Annotated in this window: 26 protein-coding genes and 3 pseudogenes; 10 read left to right on the top strand and 19 right to left on the bottom strand. The window is 37.2% G+C overall.

The window, feature by feature from the left end:
* A pseudogene (locus L1611_RS13315) lies at positions 1 to 221 on the top strand (IS110 family transposase); the annotation flags it as partial.
* Positions 222 to 550: 329 nt separating this feature from the next.
* On the opposite strand, the gene L1611_RS13310 reads toward L1611_RS13315, so the two are convergent.
* The 9 genes from L1611_RS13310 to L1611_RS13275 all read right to left on the bottom strand — a co-directional run bounded on the left by L1611_RS13310 (position 551) and on the right by L1611_RS13275 (position 5,824).
* Positions 551 to 733, bottom strand: coding sequence for a hypothetical protein (locus L1611_RS13310; protein ID WP_236313936.1), 183 nt, complete (start codon positions 731 to 733; stop codon positions 551 to 553).
* Positions 734 to 951: 218 nt separating this feature from the next.
* Entirely contained in the window at positions 952 to 1,422 is a 471-nt protein-coding gene (locus tag L1611_RS13305) for a DinB family protein (protein WP_236313935.1), read from the bottom strand.
* 113 nt (positions 1,423 to 1,535) lie between these two features.
* Positions 1,536 to 2,063 carry a GNAT family N-acetyltransferase gene (locus tag L1611_RS20955; protein WP_407681732.1) on the bottom strand — a complete coding sequence of 176 codons (528 nt, stop codon included), beginning with the start codon at positions 2,061 to 2,063 and terminating at the stop codon, positions 1,536 to 1,538.
* Positions 1,999 to 2,187, bottom strand: coding sequence for a hypothetical protein (locus L1611_RS13300; protein WP_236313934.1), 189 nt, complete (start codon positions 2,185 to 2,187; stop codon positions 1,999 to 2,001). The genes L1611_RS20955 and L1611_RS13300 overlap by 65 nt, the downstream gene beginning before the upstream one ends.
* Before the next feature lie 361 nt (positions 2,188 to 2,548).
* A complete protein-coding gene (locus L1611_RS13295) occupies positions 2,549 to 3,178 on the bottom strand; it encodes a LysE family translocator (RefSeq protein WP_236313933.1) in 630 nt (209 codons plus the stop codon).
* Positions 3,179 to 3,296: 118 nt separating this feature from the next.
* A complete protein-coding gene (locus tag L1611_RS13290) occupies positions 3,297 to 3,656 on the bottom strand; it encodes a hypothetical protein (RefSeq protein ID WP_236313932.1) in 360 nt (119 codons plus the stop codon).
* Between the two features lie 61 nt (positions 3,657 to 3,717).
* On the bottom strand, positions 3,718 to 3,903 hold the full coding sequence (locus L1611_RS13285; RefSeq protein ID WP_236313931.1) for a hypothetical protein: 186 nt from the start codon (positions 3,901 to 3,903) through the stop codon (positions 3,718 to 3,720).
* A gap of 35 nt (positions 3,904 to 3,938) precedes the next feature.
* The gene (locus L1611_RS13280; protein WP_225068188.1) at positions 3,939 to 4,175 is read right to left on the bottom strand and encodes a hypothetical protein; all 237 of its coding nucleotides are present in this window, start codon (positions 4,173 to 4,175) and stop codon (positions 3,939 to 3,941) included.
* Positions 4,176 to 4,972: 797 nt separating this feature from the next.
* Positions 4,973 to 5,824: a LysR family transcriptional regulator gene (locus L1611_RS13275; protein WP_236313927.1), complete on the bottom strand. Its 852-nt coding sequence runs from the start codon at positions 5,822 to 5,824 to the stop codon at positions 4,973 to 4,975.
* Between the two features lie 638 nt (positions 5,825 to 6,462).
* Between L1611_RS13275 and L1611_RS13270 the strand changes: the two genes are divergently transcribed.
* Positions 6,463 to 8,061: an MFS transporter gene (locus L1611_RS13270; RefSeq protein WP_236313925.1), complete on the top strand. Its 1,599-nt coding sequence runs from the start codon at positions 6,463 to 6,465 to the stop codon at positions 8,059 to 8,061.
* A gap of 403 nt (positions 8,062 to 8,464) precedes the next feature.
* Here the strand turns inward: L1611_RS13270 and L1611_RS13265 are convergent.
* Positions 8,465 to 9,144, bottom strand: a pseudogene (locus L1611_RS13265) (IS6 family transposase).
* Positions 9,145 to 9,599: 455 nt separating this feature from the next.
* Here L1611_RS13265 and L1611_RS13260 point away from each other — a divergent pair.
* The 3 genes from L1611_RS13260 (at position 9,600) to L1611_RS13250 (ending at position 12,155) form a co-directional block, all read left to right on the top strand.
* A complete protein-coding gene (locus L1611_RS13260; RefSeq protein ID WP_236313924.1) occupies positions 9,600 to 10,208 on the top strand; it encodes an ArsR/SmtB family transcription factor in 609 nt (202 codons plus the stop codon).
* On the top strand, positions 10,201 to 11,457 hold the full coding sequence (locus tag L1611_RS13255; protein ID WP_236313923.1) for an MFS transporter: 1,257 nt from the start codon (positions 10,201 to 10,203) through the stop codon (positions 11,455 to 11,457). Before L1611_RS13260 ends, L1611_RS13255 begins: the two co-directional genes overlap by 8 nt.
* Before the next feature lie 281 nt (positions 11,458 to 11,738).
* Positions 11,739 to 12,155 carry a hypothetical protein gene (locus L1611_RS13250; RefSeq protein ID WP_236313922.1) on the top strand — a complete coding sequence of 139 codons (417 nt, stop codon included), beginning with the start codon at positions 11,739 to 11,741 and terminating at the stop codon, positions 12,153 to 12,155.
* Between the two features lie 203 nt (positions 12,156 to 12,358).
* Here L1611_RS13250 and L1611_RS13245 read toward each other — a convergent pair.
* The 7 genes and pseudogenes from L1611_RS13245 to L1611_RS13215 all read right to left on the bottom strand — a co-directional run.
* A pseudogene (locus tag L1611_RS13245) lies at positions 12,359 to 12,568 on the bottom strand (helix-turn-helix domain-containing protein); the annotation flags it as partial.
* Positions 12,569 to 12,842: 274 nt separating this feature from the next.
* On the bottom strand, positions 12,843 to 13,781 hold the full coding sequence (locus tag L1611_RS13240; protein ID WP_236313921.1) for a DMT family transporter: 939 nt from the start codon (positions 13,779 to 13,781) through the stop codon (positions 12,843 to 12,845).
* A gap of 171 nt (positions 13,782 to 13,952) precedes the next feature.
* Entirely contained in the window at positions 13,953 to 15,338 is a 1,386-nt protein-coding gene (locus tag L1611_RS13235) for an aminotransferase-like domain-containing protein (protein ID WP_236313920.1), read from the bottom strand.
* A gap of 258 nt (positions 15,339 to 15,596) precedes the next feature.
* Complete coding sequence (locus L1611_RS13230) at positions 15,597 to 15,854, bottom strand: PDDEXK family nuclease (protein ID WP_236313918.1); 258 nt, start codon at positions 15,852 to 15,854, stop codon at positions 15,597 to 15,599.
* Positions 15,855 to 16,026: 172 nt separating this feature from the next.
* Positions 16,027 to 16,470: a hypothetical protein gene (locus tag L1611_RS13225; RefSeq protein ID WP_236313917.1), complete on the bottom strand. Its 444-nt coding sequence runs from the start codon at positions 16,468 to 16,470 to the stop codon at positions 16,027 to 16,029.
* 94 nt (positions 16,471 to 16,564) lie between these two features.
* On the bottom strand, positions 16,565 to 17,158 hold the full coding sequence (locus L1611_RS13220) for a hypothetical protein (RefSeq protein ID WP_236313915.1): 594 nt from the start codon (positions 17,156 to 17,158) through the stop codon (positions 16,565 to 16,567).
* Between the two features lie 180 nt (positions 17,159 to 17,338).
* The gene (locus L1611_RS13215; RefSeq protein WP_236313913.1) at positions 17,339 to 17,977 is read right to left on the bottom strand and encodes a Yip1 family protein; all 639 of its coding nucleotides are present in this window, start codon (positions 17,975 to 17,977) and stop codon (positions 17,339 to 17,341) included.
* A 968-nt stretch (positions 17,978 to 18,945) separates the two neighbouring features.
* Here L1611_RS13215 and L1611_RS13210 point away from each other — a divergent pair.
* The 5 genes from L1611_RS13210 to L1611_RS13195 all read left to right on the top strand — a co-directional run bounded on the left by L1611_RS13210 (position 18,946) and on the right by L1611_RS13195 (position 23,580).
* On the top strand, positions 18,946 to 19,740 hold the full coding sequence (locus tag L1611_RS13210; protein WP_322972554.1) for an ATP-dependent DNA ligase: 795 nt from the start codon (positions 18,946 to 18,948) through the stop codon (positions 19,738 to 19,740).
* Between the two features lie 204 nt (positions 19,741 to 19,944).
* Complete coding sequence (locus L1611_RS13205; protein WP_236313911.1) at positions 19,945 to 21,084, top strand: tyrosine-type recombinase/integrase; 1,140 nt, start codon at positions 19,945 to 19,947, stop codon at positions 21,082 to 21,084.
* The gene (locus L1611_RS20830) at positions 21,077 to 21,832 is read left to right on the top strand and encodes a hypothetical protein (RefSeq protein ID WP_322972553.1); all 756 of its coding nucleotides are present in this window, start codon (positions 21,077 to 21,079) and stop codon (positions 21,830 to 21,832) included. Before L1611_RS13205 ends, L1611_RS20830 begins: the two co-directional genes overlap by 8 nt.
* 34 nt (positions 21,833 to 21,866) lie before the next feature.
* Positions 21,867 to 23,207 (top strand): tyrosine-type recombinase/integrase, encoded by a 1,341-nt coding sequence (locus tag L1611_RS20825; protein WP_322972552.1) that lies wholly within the window; start codon positions 21,867 to 21,869, stop codon positions 23,205 to 23,207.
* Entirely contained in the window at positions 23,200 to 23,580 is a 381-nt protein-coding gene (locus L1611_RS13195; protein WP_236313910.1) for a DUF6262 family protein, read from the top strand. The genes L1611_RS20825 and L1611_RS13195 overlap by 8 nt, the downstream gene beginning before the upstream one ends.
* 743 nt (positions 23,581 to 24,323) lie before the next feature.
* Here the strand turns inward: L1611_RS13195 and L1611_RS13190 are convergent.
* Positions 24,324 to 24,824 (bottom strand): hypothetical protein, encoded by a 501-nt coding sequence (locus L1611_RS13190; protein ID WP_236313909.1) that lies wholly within the window; start codon positions 24,822 to 24,824, stop codon positions 24,324 to 24,326.
* Positions 24,825 to 24,994: 170 nt separating this feature from the next.
* Entirely contained in the window at positions 24,995 to 25,246 is a 252-nt protein-coding gene (locus tag L1611_RS13185) for a hypothetical protein (RefSeq protein ID WP_236313908.1), read from the bottom strand.
* Between the last annotated feature and the right edge of the window lie 121 nt (positions 25,247 to 25,367).

Raw genomic sequence — 25,367 nt, 5'->3', positions numbered from 1 at the left:
TCAACCGGATTACAAAAAGAGGATCGTCTCGACTCCGACAATCTCTCTATACAGCTGTACAGTGCGGCCTAACGAAGGATCGAAATCCAAAACTAAGAGTTTATTATGATAAAAAGCGCGAAGAAGGTAAACCACATAAAGTAGCGATTATTGCTTGCGCTAACAAGCTCATTCATTGGATTTACGCGATATTAAAACATAAAGAGGCTTTCAAAGTCTAATAGACACCTAAAAAAATACAATTATTACAATAACTTCAAGTAACTGTGTTTGAAGCTTATTTGGTATGACCAGTTTTATTGTAACATGACTTTTTCAGCTTTTTTAGTCATACCTATTGACCTTCTATTAGCTGGTATTATTGAAGATCGATCTTAGACTGATCTGTATAAGCTTTATTGCAGAAAAGCCCCCTCTAACGGAACAATGGGCACACTCCAATATTCTTGAATTGCGCCTGATAACGGAAGATCGTTTTACAATTCCTGTGTTCCATTGATATTGCAGGAACGCCCCCGCTTGTGTAAGTCTAGATAAACAATACAGATGATTATTTATTTTGTTTAGTATTTTTAGAAGTTCCTGTAAAGGAATTTATCTTATATGTTAAATCTTTTCCAGCTTCCTTTTCTTCTTTCGAAATTCTCTTTCCTAACGAAGCATAATACCAAACAAACACCCCCAAACTTAATAAGCCGCCAATGCTAGTTACCCAAAATACAGCATCATTCATTGCGCTTACCTCCATTTAACTGCCAGATTGCTTAATACCAATTATTTCAAAACAAAGCATTCTACTCAATCTTTTGTTCGTAAAAAATGACCCTTACCTTATTACAGATAAGCGCCCTTTTCTGGAATAACAGATAGAATCCATTATTACTGAATTGCGTTCTTTACTGTGATAACTATGAAGCTCTTTTCATTTTTCCAAAACAAAATATCTTTCGGTTAACGATTTGATGGCCACGACCCTTGCATTTTTCTTAATTGAATTATTTGGCCTGTATGATAAGCATCATGAAGCATTATGTCCAGTAATTTCCCCTCAAGTGAATTTTGATCTAGCTCTCTATCGGAAATTGTACTCAATACCTGTCTTAAATTGCGTTGAGCGTTTTCGGAACGTTCAACGATTTTCATCCATTCCTGATCATCATTAGATTGATCGGTAAGATAAAAGGTTTCATCACCATCGAGATTATGTGTCCATTCACGGCCTTCCAAGTTTGCAGCAAGTCTTTCTTTGTAATAAATAAGGTGATTAACGTTCTCCCAAATGGTTTTCGTTATCTCTCCAGATGGTCTCCAGATAGCCTGTTCGGCTGTAAGTCCTTCTATAGCCTCTTTAAACGGTGCATACCAACTCTCTTTATCGAATGTTGAATCTAGTACGTTTAAAAGTAAGTTAATTCGTTTCAAAGTCATCTCCTCCTTGAATGTTTAGAATTCCAAAACCAAATAAACCATTCCCGCAAGTATTTTGATTGTTCCCCTCCCAAGGAATTAGACATCCTACTGAAGTTCGATACGAATCACGACCCGGCGTTTGGTAGGTCTTGATACCTCACGGAAACCAGCTGCAATGAAGGCGTTGTGAGCACCAACATGAAGCTCACCCATGGGATATCTTGTCCTGGCAAAGTGATCATTGGATACCCTTCATTGGCACGGGCACCTCTCTTCCGAGCCAAGTCCACGGCAGTTCGTGTTAAGGTGTAAGTGATCCCACGCTGACGATAGCCCTTGCGTACAACGAAACAAGTAATGGACCAAACGTCTTTGTCGTTCTTGTTTTCGTCCCGTCCCGCCCATGGAATCGGACTGTTTCGTAACTTTTGGTAAGCGGTCCTAGGCTCTACCGCGCACCATCCGACCGGTCCGTGATTAAGATAAGCAACAAGCCCGCTGGTAGTGCGCGACTCCGGAATCCCGCAATCCGTCTGGACTCGAAGTAGGAAAGCACGTTCATTATCATCTGTTAGGCGCCACTGAGCATTAGGGATTTTGAACCGTTGGCAATAGCACTTTGCCCCATGACACTTGGACGATCCCAGTACCATTTCCAAGTCCTCCCATGAAGCTTCGTTGGCGGGCACAACCGAGATTCGGGTCCTCTGTCTTTGTCGTTCCCATATTCACATTATTTGACTTCGTGATTTCTGATTTGGATTCTCTTTTAGTCATTTGTGGAGGCTCCTTATTTTGTTTTCCGACACAACGTCTCATGGAATATGTATTTGCCTCACATGTGGTTAAATCTAAGAAAGTCTAACCAAACTCCCCGTACCATCAGTAATTGTTCTTTTGCGTTTTAAAATCCATTATCACTTCGACTTATCAAATGTTACCTCCGAATATAACTTCGACTTGCTTAAAAATATCCCTTTTTTATTCAACATGGTTTAAACAAAAAAAGAGCGCAAATCCTTATTCAAGATTTGCCCCCTTTAACGGAACAATAGGCACACTCCAATATTCTTGAATTGCGCCCGATTTGCGGAAGATCGTTATTCAAGTAATGCACCCTATAGTTGAATTAGGTTGATTAAGATGCTTTTGTCTGAAATAGTTTTATTCCTAACCCTATAAATATGAAACCTGTTATTTTATTCAAAATTAGTTCTACTTTTGGATTATTTCTCAACTTTTTAGTTGTAAATGAAGCAAATATAGAAACTAACAAACACCATGCGGTACCAGTTAAAACAAAAGAAAGTCCTAAAATAATAAAGGGTAAAGGACCATAAGTATTATCTCCTGATATAAACTGAGGAAGAAATGAAATGAAAAACAGTGCAACCTTTGGATTAGTAAGATTGGTGAAAAGTCCTTGTATATATATCTTTTTAATAGACATATTCTTTGTATTCGTAAGTTGTAAATTAGATGATTTCTGCATTAACATTCGCACACCAAGATAAATCAAATATCCTGCACCTATTAACTTAATTAAAGTAAATAATACAACTGATGTTGTAAGGATGACAGATAAACCAATAGCTGCCATAAAGGTATGCACTAATGCCCCTGTGGAGATGCCAAGTACAGAATAAATTCCTGCCTTCCTTCCTTGAGATACACTTCTATTTACAATGTACACTGTATCTGTACCTGGGGTGATGTTCATTAAAAATGATGTTAATAAAAAAAGCCCAAAACTTGTTATTCCAATCAAATAGATACACTCCAATCAAAGATGTAATTTACTCCTATTTTATCATATTTATTGAATAATCCTGCCCCGTTACTTCAATAAGAATAGCGATCCCTTGTTTAAGTATCGCACCCTTTACTTAAATAAGACCTTCTTCTTCCAATCCAGTTAAATAAGCATCTTTAAACATTTCATAAAAATAGGAACCTTCACCAAAATAGTCTCTAAATCCATTCAATACTTCTTCTTGAAATTCTTTGTCAGATTTCCATATAGGCATCGCGCCTAAATCACTTTTAAACTGTTTTTCAATTAAATCAAGAGTATCATCTGAAAAAAGGTTCCTATTCTCATCAACCCACGTTAACCATTCAGTTATTATTTCATTCTCTTGTTTTCGGATAGAAGATTTGCCTTTTTGAATAACTTCCTCTATGTCTGATAATATAAGCGATACAAATAACTCAATGGTAAACTCACTGAAATCTCTAATATTCATTAGAATTATCTTCCTTCCGTTTCAATCCTTGTTTTACGCATCCTATGAAACCCCATGCTAATCATCCCTTTTTGCTACCAACGATTATTCGTGTAAGGACAAAGGAAATAAGAACTGGAGAAGTAATTATTGAGGGCCTCACAAATTCATTTAGAGAAGGATTAAAATACCAAAGTACCCCCTCTATTATTACTGCGGATACTACATAAATTGATAATGCTAGAAGTAACTGTTTTCCAACATTCATTTTGCCCTCCTTAACCCCGTTAGCCATTAGAAAAACTAAAATATAACAAATAACACTCCTAATAAAATTGATACTAACCCAATAAAACATATAAACAATGACCATGCTTTTATTCCAGAAAAAACTAAAGGAAGTTGCCAACCTATTAAGTCTGATACTAACTCTCCTAACGCTTCCTTAAAGGTTTCATTAGGGTCTCCCTTCTTCCATAACCAATTTGAAATAAATAATAAAATTACACCAATTGTTAAAAGAATAAATCCGTAAAACAAAACATTCACCACCTAATACTGCTTATTATCAGCATTCAGTAGGAGATTTTATAACCATATGCTTCTTGAACATTCCTGCTTCTATAGTTTAAGTGCATCCCTTCACAATTCATACAATAATAACATAAATATCCAGTATTATTTGAAGGTCTTATTCCATTTTCTGGCCCGATTGCGGAAGATCTTAACGTAGGATTTTTTGAAATGTTGGCGAGACCCCTAAAAGTATCATTAAAAATTCCTTAACGTTGTGAATCCGCATTTTCCTGACGCTACCCCTAGGGGTAGAGGGAGCGAAGACGGATTTTGGGGCCATCGCTCCAGTAAATGGAAGAATGACTTGAGACCAATCGGGCACTCAAGTCATCTTATTTAAGGGATTGTACCAGCTCGATCAAGCTGAGGCACTATAACTGGTGATTGATCTGGCTATGAACACATTAGAAGCAGACCTTTCTGGGCGGTTTTCCAGAAGCCCAGAAGAGGAGACACGCGAAATCTTGGAAAAGGCTGTTGAGCTAGTGCGCAACATTAAGACGGGTTAATGCTCGTCTTTTTATAAGGAGGGGTATTAGTGGGATTTGTTATATCGGATGATTTATATTGTAAGCATTACTTATCAAGAGAGTTTTATGAGACGAAACAATCGGTAAAAGGTATGCAACTCAATTATCAGGGGGGAAAGTATCGATTTAGAATATTTGATCCTGGAAACTACTTCTCATACCACATATATTTTTTTGGCTATAGTGATGATCCTAATTAATGATAGGGGTGGAGGGAGGATTCCACATGTTTTACAGGCCTTCCTCCTTAACTAGATCTGCAAAAGCTTTGTAAGCATAGCTCACATATTTTTCTTTTCTTCTGATAAGACCTGTTTCAATAAATTGATACGATTCGGGTATAGGGTACACATGTAAATCTTCATATGGACCTTTTAAAACCGAACTAGGCAGAATGGTGGAAGTCAACCCAGCTCTTACACTGCTTAAAATCGTCTCTAATGAACTAATCTCAATGACGTTCTTTAGAGCAACTCCCTCATCCTTCAACCATTGTTCCAATTTCATTCTGAAAGGACAACCTCTTGGAGAAATCGCCCACTTTTGCTCTTTTAAAGCTGAGACATCTAATGTCCTGCCAGATAATAATACAATTTCATCCATTAATAAATAGTCGATAACAAAATTTGTAATAGTCAGCTCACCTGTTACAAAAGCAGCATCTAATTCAAAGTTCTTTACCTTCTCCATTAATTCAAGAGGATTGCCTGTTTCTAAACTGAGAGATACTTGTTCATACCGCGATTGATAAGAAGCAATTAGGTTCATGAAATTTCCGCACGTAACCGTTTCAACAACACCTATTTTTAATGAGCCACTTGGTTTACCGTGATCTTGAAGTATTTTGATCGACTCATCTGCCATTTGCAAAATTGAATCTACATACTTACGGAAAAGTGCGCCTTTTTCTGTAATCTGAACTCCTTTAGGTCTTCTATAAAAAAGAAGGACTCCCAACTCATCCTCTAGTCTACGTAACCTTGCAGTTACATTGGACTGAACATAATCTAAACGCTCTGCAGCTCCAGAAATGCTTCCTTCTTCAGCAATTGCTTGAAATAACTTTAGGTCGCTTAGTTCCAAGAATTACACCTCCATCATTCGCAGTGATATTAATATCACTAACAATCATTATACTTGATAATAATATGTATGTATACTCGACTTAGACAATAAAGAGTGGAGGAGGAAAAATGGTCTAGCATTAACGATTATTTCAGAAGTAATTGGAGCTGTCTGTTGCTGCTCGCGTAAAATGACGGTGTAAATCTCACCGACAATGGCGTTGGAAATGTACCGTCAATCCGCCAACAACGCGAGAAGTATGCCGCCGTTCAACAAGAAGGCTCATGCCAGAAGCAGTATGCGCCAACCGCATAAGAGTACGGGACCCTTTTTTGGATCAACTGGTAACGCCGCGGTGCCGGTCCAATCACCTCCAGATTCCAGGCGGTGGCGTCGACCAGAATCTGTGTCCAAATCTGGTTCAACACACGCGGAAGTCCCTGGCTCGCGGCCCCGGCTAAGCGCGTTTTCGGCAACCACTGGCCTCTCCGTCCGGCTTACGGTCATGTGGTGCCGAATATAGGAGGTCGTTTCCTCCTTGCTCATGCCGCTCAAGTGGAACTGCAAGCCAATGCGCTGGGGACGGTGGGATGCCATAAAGGAAGGAAGTTTGTGTAATTTAATTAAGCATTGAAGATCAGAAGGAGTGATTTTTTTTGGCAAATCCATGTACCACTGAAAAAGGGCCTGCGGGGCGAACACTTCAGTCCGTGAGGCTCGCAGGCCCGCGCGAATGGGCCGGGCTCGCGCTTCTCTCCCTACCAACCATCCTACTCGGGCTCGACCTGACGCTGTTGCATCTGGCGTTGCCGGCGCTAGCAATCGATCTGCGCCCGACGAGCGCACAGGCCCTATGGATCGTGGACGCCTATGGCTTCATGATCGCCGGCTTCCTCATCACGATGGGAACTCTGGGTGATCGCATCGGGCGGCGCAAGCTGCTGATGGTCGGGGCGGCTGTCTTTGGAATCGCTTCTGTACTCGCGGCCTATTCGACCAGCACCTCCACGCTTATCGCAGCACGTGCGGCGCTTGGTGTGGCGGGCGCGACACTGATGCCATCGACACTGGCACTTATCAGCAACATGTTCGTCAACCGTCACCAGCGTGCGCTGGCGATTGGGGTGTGGGCGACCATGTTCGCGCTCGGCATGGCGGCTGGCCCGGTCGTGGGAGGTGTATTGCTAGAGCACTACTGGTGGGGTGCGGCCTTTCTTGTCGCGGTGCCTGTGGTCGGGCTCCTGCTTGTAGCCGCACCATTTCTCCTTCCGGAATACCGGGCACCACAGGACGGCCGGTTGGATATCCTGAGTGTCACCCTTTCGCTCCTAGCCCTGCTGCCCATCATCTACGGCATTAAGCAGATCTCCAAAAATGGGCTCAGTACCGGAACAGTGCTTGCGATTGCTGTTGGATTCGCCTTCGTGATCTTGTTCGTTCGGCGACAGCGCCGACTGGAAAGTCCTCTCATCGACCTGGATCTTTTCACTAGCAAGGTGTTCAGCGTCGCATTGGTCGTACTCCTTGTGGGCCTCATCGGCGTCGGCGGAACGATGCTGCTGGTCACTCAGTACCTACAACTGGTCGCCAGCCTACCACCGCTGGTAGCGGGGCTTTGGATGGGTCCACCGGCGCTCGCTATGCTGGCAGCTGGCATCGCGGCACCGCTGGTATCGCGGCGTATCCGGCCCGGCTATGTGATCGCGGGCGCGCTCGGACTGTCGGTCATCGGCTATTTGATGCTCACACGCCTCGAAAACGAGCCATCTGGCATTGCTCTGGTCACCGCCGCGTTTTCACTCGTCTATCTCGGCCTTGGTACGATCGCCGCGCTAGGCACGGATCTGGTGGTAGGCGCGGCGCCAGCGGAGAAAGCAGGATCAGCCTCGGCCATATCCGAGACTGTGCAGGAACTCGGCCTGGCGGTTGGCATTGCCACGCTGGGTAGCCTCACGACCGCCGTCTATCGCAGCCGGATGTTCGACCGGATACCCGATACGCTGGCTCAGGATGTCCACAAGGCCGTTGGAGACAGCCTCGCGGGGGCATCCTCGGTAGCGCAAGAACTGCCTCCCGGTTTGCTTGAGGAGGCGCAGGCAGCCTTCACGGCGGGATTTAATGCAGCAGCGGCAACGAGCGCAGTCAGCATCGCGATCCTTTCCATACTCGCGGCCGTCATCTTGCGCCATATTGGAACTGACGGCGGTAATACCGACGGCGACGAAGCGGTTGAATCCAAGCAAGCTGAATCGTAATCGTTTCCACAGTGACTTTACCCCAATCGACTTGTGCTTGCCGGCCCAGTGACAGGGTTCCTACCATAGAACGCAAAATAGAACATAGATGAAAGATTTCGGATCCGAAATACGAACAAACGACCGTATTTTTACGCCTGAAAAAGGGCGTTAGATGCAGTTTTTTCCTTACATCCTAAGTAACGATAATATAAAGTTATGGGATCATAGAGATAATCATTCCGTTTTGATTCTCTGCGTTTCGCTTCTTGTCTTTCTCGTTCTTTCCGAGCTTGTATTAACTTTTTATATCATCATTCAATCCAGCTAAAAAAAACCTTTATTCTCAAAGTATTGGAAAGAGTTCTGATGCAAGAAATCATGGTGACAAAAAAAGCCAGTTTCTCCCTGTACAGAAAAAGAACTAAGCTACCAGTTTAAAGAGCTTATGTATGAAATTAACTTTTTCAGAGACAGAGGTGCCAAGGAATTTGATCTGTCCTTTTTTGATCATGTGCATTGCTTCGATCCCTTTCAAAATTCGGGCAGCTGTCTGAAAGGATTGGAATCCTAACATAGGACGTACCAGCCTCTTGAACGTTGATCCTGTTCCACCCTATTGTTGAGGTATTTGATTCGCCCGATGTCTAGGTGGGAAGACAACTTCTTCTCCCTTTGTAATTCTCGAATCGCAGGAGGATAAGCGGCATTCTTATCCAAGGTGATTGTTCGAGGTGTTTGTGTATGAGACGAGCGTAATGCCTTACGAAAGAAGCGTTTTGCAGCCTTTCGATCACGTCTGGCACAGAGCAAGAAATCGATCGTGTTTCCTGCGGAATCCACCGCTCGATAGAGATATCTCCATTTCCCCTTGATTTTAATGTAGGTTTCATCGACTTTCCATGAATCATTGGTCCGTTTCAGATGTCGGCGAATCCGCTTCTCTAACGCCGGACCATACTGATGTACCCATCGCATGATTGTCGTGTGAGCTATGCACAATCCTCTCTCTTCCATCATTTCTTCCAGATTCCGAAAGCTCAAACTATAACTCAAATACCATCTCACCGTAAGGGGTAGAACCAGGTGAAGGAGGGGGTTGATGCGCCTCTGGCGCTTGGCTCCCCACTTCACCTGGTTCTAGGCCAATTAATGAAATGCCAGAATCTTTGGATTCGTTACGTCCACTACATATACACTGAGTATACAAGATCTGGAAATTAATCCTTAACGTGGTTGATTTCCGGGTCTTTGATTACTTTTAATCCTTAGCTTGGTAAATCCGCGTTTTTCTGTCGGGACCCCATAAAATGCAGATTTAAACGTAAAGAATTTTCCAATATAAAAAAGTCCAAGTTCTAAGTATTAAAATTGAGAACTTGGGCTTTTTCATTACTCCGTAAAAGCGCCCTATAATTGAATAACTTAGAATAACAATTTTCTACTCCTTCTGTTTTGCATTGATGAAAATAAATACACAAAAATTAACTTTACAGGTATATTTGAATCTGTTATCATGTCAATAAATACTGACATGACAAAAGGAGTGAACATGTAAATTGAGACAAAATGATGTTTTAATTTTAAATACCTATGAACAGTTAAAATCATTAAGTGATCCACTGAGAGTAAAGATACTTTCCCTTCTGATTGAAGAACCTCGATCTGGTCAACAATTATCACAAATTATTGATCTATCTCGTTCAAAGATTCACTACCATCTTCGGGATTTAGAAAGTAATGGCCTTGTCAAAATGGTCAAAGAAAATAAAAAAAGAAATATGACACAAAAACTTTATCAAGCAGTTGCCAAAAGTTTTATCCCATCTACAGATTTATTACCCTACACATCAGAATTTGGAGAGAGTAGAAGATTATTTACACTCGCTACACTTGACCGCGCAAAAACTCGTGCACTTGCAGCACCAGAAAGTGCATTTTTATCCAATTCTGAAAATCCAGAAGAATGGTCAAGAATTGCAACACAAACAGAACTATTAACAACAAAAAATCAATTTAAAAGTTGGGTAGCAAAATATCAAAAATTGATGAAAGAACTCAATGAACTTGAAAATCCTGATGACCCAGATGCTGAATGGTTTTATGTAGCTACGGTTGGATTCCATATTGAAGAGCCTTACTTTAAGGTTGAAAAGCGAGATGAGTAGTGATCCTGCTATTCAATCTCAAGTACTGTTTAAGAACAAACCCCTATTTAATCAAATACCTTTTTTATTTCTCTGGATAGGGACTTTCTTTTCTGGTCTCGCTATAAGTATGTTTTATTTTGCTGAAGCCTGGTACGTAGTTCAAATCCTGAATTTGGAAGCATCTTTAGGTATTGTTTATATTGTTGGTACTGTACCAAGAGTTATATTTATGCTAATTGGTGGTGTACTTTCGGATAAAATTAGTCAATCCAAGATAATGTTCTTCTCTGATTTAGGGAAGGCAATATTAATCAGCGGTCTAGTTTTATTATTACTGTTCTCAGGTGAAATTCAATTATGGTCACTAATTACTTTTGCTTTTTTGGTAGGTATTATAGATGCTTTTTTCTGGCCCGCCTCCGGATCAATTATTCCGGCTTTAGTTTCTAAGAACTCCTTAACAAGAGCAAATTCTGTCATTCAAACAACGAATCAAATGACATCAATACTCGGCCCAATGGCTGCCGGATTTATTATTGTCGGTTTTGATTACACTGGAACCTTTGCCCTAATTACTCTTTTATTCATCTTAGGAAGTGTTTTTGTATACTTTATTAAAGTCAACAAGTCAACTGATGATATAAGTGGTAATAAGAACACACTTTTCTCAAATTTAAAACAGGGGATTAATTATGTTAAAAACGTACCCGTATTAATGGCCTTTGTGTTAAAAACTCTATTTTTAAACCTTTTCTTTACTGGACCATTAATAGTCGGATTACCAATCTTCGTAAAAAATGTGTTAAGTGGAGAAACATTAGATTATAGCTTTATAGAAGCCTCTTTAGCAAGTGGTATGTTAGTTGGATCCATAATTCTTGGAATAATGAATCTCAAAAGAAAAAGAGGAATAATTAGTGTTACAGCTCAAATGTTTATAGCAATTTGTTTCTTAGCTTTAAGCTTTAGTCAGGAAGTGTGGATAAGTGTAATTGTTGTCGCATTATTAGGATTTGCTATGACAATTTCTAATATTTGTGCTGTATCGATTATCCAACATGAAGCTAAGCCAGAAATGATTGGAAGAGTAATGAGTATACAAACCGTCTCTTCTATGGGATTAACACCCATTTCTTTCGGATTAACTTCACTTTGTTTGTCGATTGGTATAGGAATTGAATATGTAATCATGAGTAGTGCTATATTATTGTTAATATTTACAGTTTGTATTTATTATAAAATCCCCACTCTACGTAGTGTTAATTGAAAACCTAAGATCAGTAGTAATTTGAGTGAATAGTTCGAGGGGGTATTGTCAGGATAACCGTAATTTTACAACGTTTAAGGAAATCCAATATAATAAGCCTAATTTCTCGGTGTTGTAAGTGAGAAATTAGGTTTTAGTTACTTCATTAAAGCGCCCTTTAATTGAAGACTTGATCAGAAAAGCCTTTAATTGAAAAGGACATTCCTTATTCGTCAATCAAAATCATCATTTTTAAAGAATTGTAAAAGATAATAAAACAAACATAAAGAGGTGATGTATAATTGAAAAAAATTATCGGAGTATTAATATTTACCCTAGCTTTGTCTTCTTCCCCTTTTTACGTGCAAGGTAATATAGATAAAGAAAAAATTAAAGAAGCAGATTATTATGAAACCAAAGTTTTACATGACATTGCAAAGAGCTTTGATATTAACTTGTTACAATATAAACGGTATAAAAAAGATGACTTGCTTACCTTTTCAAATAAAGAAGAGTATATGTTTATATTCGATAAATTGGCATCAATATGTAAACCAGGATGTATACAGTCACCAACTTTTTTATTAAAAGATGATGAAGGGATTATTGTTTATAAAAGTATAGATAATGTAAATTATATGGTTAAGTTAAGAAAGGAAAAAAGCCATTGGACTGTAATAGAAAAAGGAAATAAAAAAAGTTCTCTAAAGTTTCCATAAATATAAATATTTAAAAAATTGGGGAGCACCAGACCCCCTTGCAATTAGCTAACGGCTCAATGAACTTTACCGTTCAGGACTTGAACCCTTGTGTGTGTTCCCTTTTGGAAATGCAAAATGCTTCCCCTCAAGCAATGATGGTTGTTTTTACTTTTTTGAAAGTCTTACTCCATTAAATGGCCCTTTAAAGTAATAAGGAAGGACTATTTGTTCTCTTCTGATAGCTTTCTATATAATGAAGCTTTAGACACATTTGTAATTTCACAAATTTGATTTACAGTCATCGTTCCTTCTTTATATAGCTTTACTGCATAATTCATTCCTGCATGATTTTTATGATATTTTTTAACCGACCTTTAAACTTTCCTTCTTTTTTGTCGCATACGTATAAGATCTCGTTCTAGTTGGTTAACACGAAATAGTTATTGTGCATTTCAACTAGTGAGCCAATACTAAAGTCATCCAAGTAGTGATTGGTCTAAAATAGAAGTGACTGCAGTAATCAAAGCAACACAGGAGAGATATTTAAACTCCCTGTATCTTTGCTAACAATTTTTATTGCCTTTCCCACAATTGCCCCACTAGAAAGATAAAATTCAAAGATGTCCGGATAGAGAAAAAATCGCTCATGAAATCCATTGCGACCTCATGAGCGATGCTATTGCCGTCACAGCACAAACTATTAGTTTACACCGAGCTCCTATTAGCATAACGGACCTGTTTATGCTTTTTATCCCGCAGCCTTTCAATATACCCTGTGCCAAATAGAACACCCGCTACAATAAACGTAAATCCAGTCAATTGAGCCGCTGTGATGGTTTCATCCAAGAAAAGTGCGGAGAATACCAGACCAAAAAAAGGAACAAAGTTATTGAATAGGGCTGTTTGTGCTGCTCCGATTTGCTGGATAGCTGCATTAAAAACCATGTAGCCTATTCCAGTTGCCACTACCCCCGATGCGACAAATAATAAGTAAATAAACAAAGAAGCTGAAGTCATTTCACTGGTTCCTCTAGGTTCAGCCACCCAACTGATGATCAACAAGCCAATTGCTCCAATTAAATACATGATTGTGGTCACCTGCTTTGAATCTAGTGTGGCCGTTGCTTTTTTTACGAAAATAAAGCTAGTTGCTTGAACAAACATGGCAATGAATAAGAGGAATTCTCCTTGAGACAATTGTAATGTACTGAAGGAGCCACCCTGAATAAAGAAAACGCCTATTAATGCCAGGATAAAACCGATGATCCGTAGTTTTGTTAATTGTTCCCCTAAAAAAAAGACAGCTAGGATGGCTGTTGTCAGTGGAACCAAGGCGAGAATCAAAGAGGCGTTCGAAGCATCAATCATTGTTAAACCTACCGCTATCAGCGAATGATGTAGCACCACGCCAAATAACATTCCAAATATTGTATAGATCCATTCTTTTCTTGATAAATGTCGAAATGATTTTCCAAGAACAATAACGATTAATGCGGTAATTCCAGCCATCAATATTCGAAATGCTGTCATCGTTTGTGGCGGTAAATGTACCACCAGCACTTTAATCATCACCATGTTAAGTCCCCAGATAGCCGTGACCAAAAACACTAAACCGTACGTAAATAATAGTCGTTTCTGATTCATATATATTTCTCCTTTCCCTTCGTTTGGGAATATTCCTTCCCCTTCATTCACTCTTCAGGAGATTTTGGTTTAAAAGCTTCACTATAAGTTGGGTTTATCGTAGCACGCACGAAAAAGCCATACAATATTATAATTGTATGGCGAACAATTTTCTTCTTAATTGCACAATCTTTAGTGAACATCAATCAGTTTTTTAAGAAGGACTAACCCTTTTTCGAGTTCGTCTTTTGTTTCCGGAGCGCAAATTGCCAAACGGACAGCTTTCGCCGGTGTGGCATTTCCTACTGTAAATCGTCCTCCACTGTAAACTTCTACCCCTTGCGCTGCCGCTAGTTGTTCAAATTGATCTCCTGTATACGGATTTGGCAGGCGTAACCATCGAAATATCCCTGAACCTCCACCCAAACAGTTTTCACTACCTAAATACTGATTGACTAATTGGTTGCGAGCTTTTGTTTCTTTTCTATGGAAAGCCACTATTTGTTCAAAACCTTTCGAGGCAATGGCTCGTGCAGCCAATTCCGCAAATAACGGTGACACGGAAATATTTATATTATAGAGAGCTTTCCGGACCGGATCGAGGAATTTTCGGGGAACAGCAACGTAAGCGAGACGCAATCCAGGGGCCATTAATTTTGATAAACTGGACACATATATCGTCTGTTCAGGAGCAAATACCGCTATGGCTGGAAGCACTTCGTCCTGCAACAGATGAAACATTCCGTTTTCAATGATGAACAAATCCTGCTTAATGGCAATTTGAGCAATCGCTTTACGAGTTTCAACGTCCATAGTGTAGGTCATGGGATTCTGATAGTCCGGAATCAAATATAACCCTTTTATATTTTCATTTTTGCAAGCATATAGCAGAGCTTCCGGATTTATTTCATCTCCTTGCGACCGAATCGGCACCAGTTGGATGCCCAACATCGCGGCAGCTGTCTTTATTCCCGGATAGGTATGATGATCGACACCAATCCGGTCTCCATGTTTACAAAGACCAGCCAATGTTGCTGTAATGGCGTTTTGTCCCCCGTTCGCTAACAGCACCTGTTCTCTTATCGTTTCAACACTGGCCCTTTTCAGCAGTTGGACGCCTGCATCTTTCTGCCAAACCGCATCACCTGGACGCCCATAGCCAAACCACCGGGCACAATCCGATTCCTGGAGCATTTCCTGTAGCAAGTCATATAACGGTCCATACGACACCCGGTCAGTCAACATCGCACCCATTTCAATCATATGCTTCGGCTTTTCTTCCCCGAGCAAATAAGCGTTGGATACAGCATCATAAGAAACGTACGTACCACTCCCCACAGTGCCACTAATCAATCCTTTTAACTCAGCGACTTTAAATGCCTTTGAAATTGTGCTGAGGTTCACTTCTAAATAATCCGCCAACTCTCGTTGGGGCGGCAACTTCGTACCAGGGACTAAGTTCCCCTCAATAATGTCAGCCTCCAATTGCCTTGCCAACCACTGATAAATCGGACGCTCTTTACGATTTATGGTTGGCTTCCAGCTCATGGGATAATTCTCAAATGAGTTTATCGGCATAGTAACCATCCTTTTTACATACAATTGTATGATTGTATGGCGATAACATCAAGGTTGGACTTTTGGTTAACTATATAACCTTATGTATAATCATTTTTTCTTCTATTTACAATAAGTACGGTACGTGAAATTTTAATAGTCGTACTCTATATTAGCTTGTAAACTACTTTTTAATTCCCTTAATTCAGTATGATCTACATTTCTTTGTTCATAAATTATTTCATCTTTTAACGAACAATCCTTGTTAGATCTATTATATTAAAATTCCACTTTGTTAAAAATTTCTCTGAGATCCTTACGTGGATCCCATTCTACATATTGATATCCCTTTTCTCTATAATGCTTTTCTTTTAATTCAAGGTGACTTTTGTATTCATCATCATTTAATAAACCAGCAACTTCAATAATGATATGTGGTAGGTTTTTGTCCAGGATAAAATCTGGAAGATACCTATCTTCATCAACCATAATAAGCGGTTTTTTAAACTGAATATTTTTCTTATGCGTGCTTACCAATAACCATCATTGATGATCTCTCCTTTGATGTTTCCTTGATAAAAAACCTATAGGAAGGGCAGACACTAAATAAAATATAAATATTAATCAGGGCTAGCTGACCACTATAGATAAAAATACGGTTTATCATAAGATGACCGGATTAAGATACACTTGGAGGTCAAGGGGAATACTAAATTGAAGGGGTCATCTGGTCATGAACTTTGCTATCTCTCTTTAAATACTGTTTCGCATTCTTGTTTAATAAGATTAAAAGAAGAAAACCTAGATCTATAATGAAAAAGAGAGATAGATTGCTAAATCCTATAAGAATATTCAGAATGAAAACAGCGATTAATGATTTGTATTTGCGCTTTTGAAGAAAGATGAGGACCAATATGTTTAAAATCAGTGGAATGGAAAATAGACCTGTTAAATAACCGAAATCTCTAGAGGTATAATTTTCATGGTTAATCTCGACACTACTTAAAAAACCAGCCCTGAAATCATAAAAATAACCTCCCGGAACTCCCTTGAAAACAAGAAAGAACCAGAATGCGGCTAATAAAAGAATAATTCCTCCTAGATGAATGTATTGGATCACTTGAATAAATTTTACAATACCTGGCTTTTTCATGATTGAACTCCTCCTTATTAAATCATAAATTTCCGGGAGGCAAACTTACCCGGAGTTTTGGGCGATGTTAACAACAAGATCTATTTATTAAATCTTATAATTCAATGCTCTTTATAACCTTATTAAAATCAGCTTCATTTTTATCGAATAACTCATTGGTCGTCCACATTGTGATTCTTAAGTTGTATTTATCTTTTTTTGTTATACACTCAAGATATTTAAATGTAGTGTTCTTTTTATTGCCTGAATAATTCCAAACAATCCCTTTTATATTTCCGAATGTTGTATTTTTACCTTCACTCGATTCGATTAAAGAAGGTTTGTTTACATCCCTAATCGTTTCAAAATATTCAGTGGTTTCCATATCTACTGGTTCTGCAATAATTCTTACACCTGAAGTGCCATTAGGAGATAAACCAAAAAGTATGAGTTCCCCGCCATAATCACTGACCATATCTGCAACTTTCTGTGCTTCTGGCGGCATATCTTCCCTTTTTGTACTATAATTCCACCCTTCAAGATTAAGTTTAATTTGGGTTTTATCATCAATTGTGATATCGGCTTTGGCTACTTGATTCACCTTTTCCTGTTTGTCAATAGTTTGCGAGTTACTATCCAGTGAGTTGGAACAAGAAATTGTAAGAATAGAAAAAATAAAAATCATGAAAAATGATATGCTTCCTCTCATCATATCGCTCCTGACATAAATTAAGATTGTAGACATTTTGTTTTATACTTCCTATTATCATTGGGTATACTGTTTTTTTATTGTGTAATATCGAAAAAATCCCTAAACATAAAGCAAGCTTTTCCATAAAAATGGAGTGCTGAAGCACTCTTCATTCATAAATGGAAAATTAAAGGGTTTCTAAACTGCGACAAGGAATACTATGATGATCAACGGAAGAATGATCACCATAAATGACAAAACTGTTGTCAATAAAGCTTTCCATGCTGAAAATTGGTGTGCTTCCCCTAAGCATTTTAAGAATATAAAGATTGTCCAAATACCAATAATGGTTTCAATTATTCCAAAGATAATGATCAAAATTATTAAAGTTATACTGCTATCAAGTCTTGGTGTCTCAGTCGTAAAGTTTTCTATACCAAACAAGAAAAATGATGGCACCCAAACGATGACAAGTGAATAAACGAAAGGAATAAAAGAATAGGCAACAGAGTAACGTATCTTTTCAATGGTACCTTGCCCGCCAAGTTTTCTTCCTACCCAGTTCAACAAAACGGGAATAAGAAAATAATAAATTAAAGTGCCGATTAAGGTGTTAGATATTCCTACAGGGATCAGGGCAGATGGACTGCTTAATGAATCCGCTGCACTTTTAAAAGAAGCCCGGTCCAAAAACTGTACAAATGAGCCTATTAAAATGAGCAAAAACACATTCCCAGCGTTGAATATAAAAATTTCTTTCATTGTTTCCCTCGGTTTTATCCAGATAGAAAACCAAGGATTCAATGTACTTTTATGTTGTTTTTCAATAGTTTCCATATAAAAATATCCCCTTTCCTTCAAGCAATTTGAATAAATATAGCGAGTTTACTCTGTTATGTACATATTAAATATTAAAACATACATAACCGATCATCTAAGGAGGTAATTATTGGAACTAAAACTCATTGATAAATTATCCTGTCCGTTATACAACAGAAAAAAAGGAGCTACTTTAGTAACTCCTTGAAATCGACTTTTACACCACTCTCGTGTATTTTCCATGGATAGACCGAGTTATCGAAATGAAAAAGGCAGCCTACCAAGGTGCCAATTTTGTTAAATATTAACGTTACGATATTGTAAACTTTAAACGATTTAAACATGGAAAGCCAGCTTTGTTTGGAAGTCTTATTCCACAATCTGATGTTTTTTGTTAATTAAATATAGGAACCTCTTATTCCATTAAACTGCCCTTTTCTGGAATAAACTAAAAATTTATTATGCCCCCTTTAAAACCTTCCTAACTCAACAATATGACCTTTTTGATAAAGAACTCACTTGCGAATAAAGAACTTATGTTCTTATAATATAAGATAATACTGGATACATGGGGGGGTTAAATTTGAAGTTCTCAAAATTTGAATGGGAGTCGATGCGTGTAGAGCGTAATTTTGATGGGAAACCGTATCATTTATCATTTATTTGTATGGTTAATAACACCTCTTGTTTATTCCAGATTAGGAAAGAGAAAAGTTGGGAGATTCATTACATAGTCCATGCGTGTGAAAGTTGTGAACAATGTGGTTTTGTTCGCTTGTATTCAGTTTGTGAAATGTTTACAACATGTTTGAAAGGAAAAGAAGATACACTTTTTATGTGGATCCGAACACATAAACGGAATTAGATTCGTATGATTATGATTTTAAAGAATCAAGCTTTAATATAACTCACCCCTAAAATTACCAACACCAATTTACTAACAACTTTTATGAGTACTCTGCTAAACTTAGCTTAGGTGAGACGCCATGTATATTACCCCAATGCTTCTACAAACAAGTAAAAAAGCATTTAATGATCCTGATTACATCTATGAAATGAAATTGGATGGTTTTCGAGGTATCTTCAGTCAAATGAACGGAACCACTACTTTATATACACGTCACAATAACATTGTGACAGATCGGTTCCCTGAATTTTTGAATGTCCCTATCAAGGAAGATATCGTCCTTGATGGAGAGGTCGTTTGTTTCAATCCTCTAACAAAACAGGTAGACTTTGAAGGGGTTATGGAACGCTTCCTGACAAAAAACAAACAGAGAATCACACAAAGAGCTATAGCTCAGCCAGTTAACTACGTCGTATTTGATATCTTATTTTATAAGGGTAAGGATCTTCGAAATCTCCCTTTGATGGAACGAAAAGCCATTTTAGATGAAGTGATAAAGGATAACCAAACCTTCTCCAAGATCAGGTATATTGAGGGAGACGGCGAGTCTTATTTTGAAGTTATAAAAAAAGCGAACATTGAAGGAATGGTCGCCAAATACAAAAACAGTGTCTACCAACCGATACGATCCAGCCACTGGTTAAAGGTTATCAATTGGCAGTACACCGATGTCTTTATAACTGGATATAAAAAAGATCAAACCGGGTGGCTTGCATCAATTGAAGAAGGCCATCGAATGAAACCAGTTGGTGTAATTGAATATGGAGCTTCACCTAATGAGCGTAAGGCTTTTTATCATGTTTCCAAATCACTGATTACACATGAGGATCGACAAAGGGTTTATCTGGACCCCGCCATCCGAGCGAAAAAGTGAAGTTCCGGAATTGGACCAAAAAGGGGTTACTAAGGTTAACTGTACTATAATGAATAGTGGATACTATGTTCAATATGACATAGAGATCCACTATTTTTTTACATACTATAATTGCTTAACATATTATTAATTCCTAGTATTAAATGTCTTATATATAAAGGGATATATGAGTAAGAGATTATGCTTATGAGGGGAAGCGAAAGAATGAAGGTTCAAGAAGTTCTATTAGAGAATGGAGACAAAAGATATATGATTGTAGATCGTAATGGGATTCCTGTTCTATCTGTATTAAAGTACATGAAATATTTAGATACAACAGGGAAGAGTATTAATACACAAAAGACCTACTGTTACTCATTGAAACAGTATTTTACTTACTTAGAAGAAACAAATAAGGATTATAAGTATATACGGTTAGAGGACTTAGTGGAATTTGTTGCTTGGCTAAGAAGCCCATACGAAAGTACAAAAGTTACTTCTCTTAAACCAATTAAAGCAAAGAAAACGGAAAAGACAATTAACCTGACGGTTACGGCTGTTACAAATCTTTATGATTACTTGTACAGAAATGAAGAACTACAAAATGACATGGTTGAAAAGTTAATGAAACAAATCTTCACTGGGGGAAGATCACGTTACAAGAGTTTCTTGCATCATGTAAACAAAGACAAGCCTTTCGTACGAAATGTACTAAAACTAAAAGAACCTCGTAAGAGAGTGGAAACATTAACGAAAGAACAAGTACAACAAGTGGTTAAGGCCACAACGAATATACGAGATACATTTCTAATTCAAGTGTTATTTGAAACAGGTTTGCGAATTGGAGAAGTTCTTTCTCTTTTCATGGAAGATTTTAAGGTAGATCACCAAAAAGGTCATCGGATTCGATTGGTGGATCGAGGAGAATTAGAAAATCGGGCAAAGTTAAAAACAGGAGAACGCGAGATTTTTGTATCTTCAGCTTTAATGGACTTGTATGATGATTATTTGTATGAAGTTGTGGATGAATTAGATATAGATACAAACTTTGTTTTTGTGAAACTACGGGGGAATAACGCAGGAAAACCTATGACCTATGGAGACGTAGGAGCCCTCTTTAAACGTTTAAAGAAGAAGACAGGAATAAGCATCCACCCGCACCTTTTTCGCCATACACACGCAACGATGTTCTATCAGAAAACGAAAGATATTAAGCAGGTTCAAGAACGCTTAGGACATTCTCAAATCCAAACGACGATGAATCTATACCTTCACCCTTCAAAGGAAGAAATTCGTGAAGATTGGGAAAAAGCACAACCTGCGTTTCAATTGGAAAAGTTGAAAAGAGGACAATTAGATGTATGAAAATAGTCAAAATTACAATACAGAACAAGTCGAATATTGGGTAAGAATTCAGAGCGAATTATCTTCTTATACAGAAAAGAAGGTACATGAAAATGGTTCAGTTTCAGAGTTTGTCATTAATGATCCATACTTTTTAATCAAGGATACGTGGAATATAAATTTTATTGGTTCTATTGAAAACTTTAAAAAAGAATATATTAAGTACATAAATACTCCGAAAAATGTTGTTAAGAACTTTACTTTTGCTTTTGTTAATCCGTCTATTAATTTAGAAATAAAATATGTTTTCTTTCAACAAATGTTTAATGGCGAATGGGGTCTAAACTATATTTCTAAAGTATCAAGTTACCAAAAAAAGTTATCTAAATTTATTAATGAAATATATCCAAGCCTGTCTTCTTTATTGGATTTAGATTTAAAAAAAGCTGAAGAAAAGTGGGTAAATTGGCTTGAGCAAAAAGGTTATTCAACAAATCAAACAGTTATTCATAAAGAAACAGGTAAGATGTATACTGCAAAAAAGGATCTAGCAAACTTTCTTAGTCTAATGTACACATATCTTTTAAAACAAACAGACCCTCGTGAAGAATGGGAAAAAGATATTTGGGATGTAAGGAAACTACAAGATAAGTTTGGAATTAAGTACAACAAATCATCAGATCCTCACCATATTGATTTCAAAAAAATTCAAAATCTAAATATCAGAATTGAAACAAAAAAATATTTAAAACAACGTCTTTCTAAGTAACCAAAATCTCAAATGGTCAACGGCAGTAAATTACATGAAATATATCCCAGGGTTTATTAACTTTGTAATTTCTCTTGAACCGAAGGGGAATACTTTATATAACCTTACAAGGGAACACATAGAAAAATATATAGCATGGCTTTATAGATATTCACGAGAAAATTTAAAGCAAAAGAACGCAAATCCTAAGAAGTATATTAAAACAGCAATCATTATAACTAGAAAATTTTTAGAAGATATACAAAACTTTGATTATAGCATTGCCCCAGAAAAAAATGTGAGAATACTATTTTTTCGATCGGATATACCTAAGCAAGATAAAAAACCATACGATCAAATAGATTATATTCCGGATTATGTTCTGGAACAATTATTTGAAAACATAAATTACCTTCCATCTGAATTACAGACAATTATATGGATTGCGTTTAAAACCGGATTGCGTATTTCTGATACATTAGGGTTAACACAAAATTGTTTGGTAAAATTAAATGAAAAATATCAAATCGTAACTGATATTGAGAAGACTTATATAAAAGGTCATTCAATTCCAGTTGATGATGAATTGGCTGACATGGTAGCTGTCTTAATAAATAAAGTTAAAAAAAAAGGAAATCAAGATAATAATCCGGAAAAGTATATTTTTGTAAGCTATCGTGGAAAAAGAAAAGGTAAACCTTATACTAGCGCTTGGATACAAAAAAAATTGAACATATTGGCAAGAGAAAGAAATATCAAAGATGAGAACGGCAATCTGTTTCATTTTAAGAATCATCAATTTCGCCACACTTACGCGGTAAAAATGTTAAACGGTGGTGCTGATATTTTAACCGTTCAAGAATTATTAGCACATGCTTCACCCGAAATGACCCTTCGATACGCACGTTTATTAGATAATACAAAGCGTGAAGCATTTGAAAACGCAGTAAAACAAGGAATTTTTAGTTTTGATTTAAACGGGAAAGTATATGAGATATCAGAGAAAGAAGAAATACCACAAAATGTTATAGAGATGTTGTGGCGAGATCAGAAATTAACTGCCATTGATAATCCTTATGGTTCTTGTCGAGCAAGATTAAATGGAAACTGTCCCTATGCAGAAGAACCTCCGTGTTTAACATGTAATGGAGGTAGTCCATGTAAAGATTTGGCTGTTGGTTTATCAGAAATGGATGTAGCAAAATATGAGATTCATATCCAATCAACATCCAAGATGATTAAAGCTGCGAATCATTATGGTCGTAAAGAAATTGCAGAGAAAAATCAGAAAAATCTTGAACGATTGGAAGATATCTATAACACTATTAAACAAGGTAATATTATCTTTGGACGATTAGACCGTGCAAAACGAAAGCAAGGTGTAACGAATGGCTAAATATGACCGTTCAGCCCATTTGAAGAGTATACACGCCCAACGAAAAGCAAATACATACCAAAAGGTAGATGAGGCAATTAACCGGCTAATACGAGCTAATGAGAGTATTAATTTTAACAGTGTATCAAATGTATCAAATGTATCAAAAGCAACGCTGTACAACAATGTCAATATTCGTGAAAGGATTGAAGCATTAAGGCAGCAACAATCAAAAGAACCTACACCAAAACAAGTGAAGCGAGAAATTAATGATAGCAATAAGGATGCCCTTATTGAATCACTAAAACGGAAGATTAAGAAACTTGAAAATGATAACAAACGCCTTAGAGAGCAATTAAAGGTAGCGTATGCGGAAGTCTATAAGAAGATATAAGCTAAGGCGCCTTCCCTTTCTTATTCAGTTTAAGGGACATATTCTGGAGTAAGTCACAAAATTATTAAAGAGTTTTTTAGAATTATCTTTCAATTCACCTTAACTCAGTAATAAAGGGTTTTTACAACGGTAAAAACCCTTAAAGGTTTCCCTATAAACTAGATTACTTAATTAGTGATGGACAATACTTTTATAACTTTCTAGTTCTCATTTAAGAGGTTCATAAATAATTATTTTATCACCTGGCAAAGGTAGCGGGCTTATTGTATGCTTCTTTTTTTTAGGTATAGGTAATAAATCGTTTTTAGGATCTTGTTTGGATTTATAAATTCTGTCTGCATCTTTTATTTTGGAAATTTCATTAGATGATTCATATACCCTATTTTCATTTTCTAATAATGACTGTGTAATAGGAATTTCTTCATTAAAACTTAGATTAAACGACACAAGAAAAGATAGTAATAAATGTATGTTAATCACCTCCTATATTATTACTCTATCATTAAGCTACTGACTTAATTACAACAATTTACTATGGAGGGGTCAACTAATTCTTTGTCATTACCTCTTTTAAAAGATTTGTTCAAAAAACCTTATTATGTAATGTGATAAACTATGTTGAAAAATCCCTCACAATACCTCCAAATTTTTTACAAAAAAAGCTTGTAGATAAATAATCCCTCCTGGGTTTATTTATCTACAAGCTGTCACCAGTAAAATTACAGGTGTTTTCTAATCATTATTTATTTCAAATCTGGTTCCATTTTAGTCCCATTTCCCTTTTTTGTTTCTGTAATTTGCCATTTTTGGGATTTGAGTTCAATAAAATAAACTTTGTTTTGACCATCAGATTTTTTTTCTAAGATATATCCCTTCCCAGATTTTTCATTAATAAACACATAAGGTTTTATATCTCCAGGAGTTTGTTTAATCATTATAGAACGCACCACTAAACCCAATGACTTATATTTTTCATCCTTGTTGTTATATATATTCTCCATAGTTTTTCTGGTGAAATTTCTCTTTGGTAAATTGAAATTACTATAAAACTCACTAAATACATCATTTCTAAACTCATTCATATTCTTATTTACTTTTTCAGCACTCTGTTTTTGTTCTTCAGTTTGTGGTGTTTTAAAAAATGAGATTCCATTACTATCGGCCAAGATATCAGATGTACTAGCAAAAACTAGTCCAAGAGACAATACTCCTGTAATGCCTACTGTTACTATTTTTCTGTTCATTTATTTCCCATCTCCTTCCCTGTTAAGGTACAATAGTATTCATAAGATATGTATCCACTATCATAGCTGTTTGGAGTACCATCATTAAAAGAAGCTTCTCCATAAGAATAAACTTCATAAATTCCACTACATGCATCATAACCACCTGTATCTTCTGCTGAAGTCTCAACTTAAGTTGTACCGTATCCATAATCGGTATTAGAAACCTGTGCTAGATCGTTTTCATAAACAAGAACTTCTGCTTTAATAACACTAACACTGCTACCCACTTTTTCTTTTTCATGGGTATCGGAGTAGCCTGTAAAAAAGAAACTATTATCATACCCTGCTCTGTTTTCTAGAATAGATTGATGAGTAGCAAATACCGTCCCACCAAACATTAACAAAGCACTAATAGTTAAAAACAAAACTTTTTTTGACATCCATATCATCCCTCCATTTATTATTTTCAACTTAACGTTATCAGACAATTCTTAATATTTAAACCCATATATGGAAAACTCATACAATATAATCATTTTTTTACACATGAAATATTATACT

It is taken from the genome of Pseudalkalibacillus salsuginis, from assembly GCF_021646685.1.
Taxonomy (GTDB): domain Bacteria; phylum Bacillota; class Bacilli; order Bacillales; family Fictibacillaceae; genus Pseudalkalibacillus; species Pseudalkalibacillus salsuginis.
The sequence above is the reverse complement of the archived record's forward strand: the minus strand, read 5'-3'. Positions and strand labels throughout refer to the sequence as shown.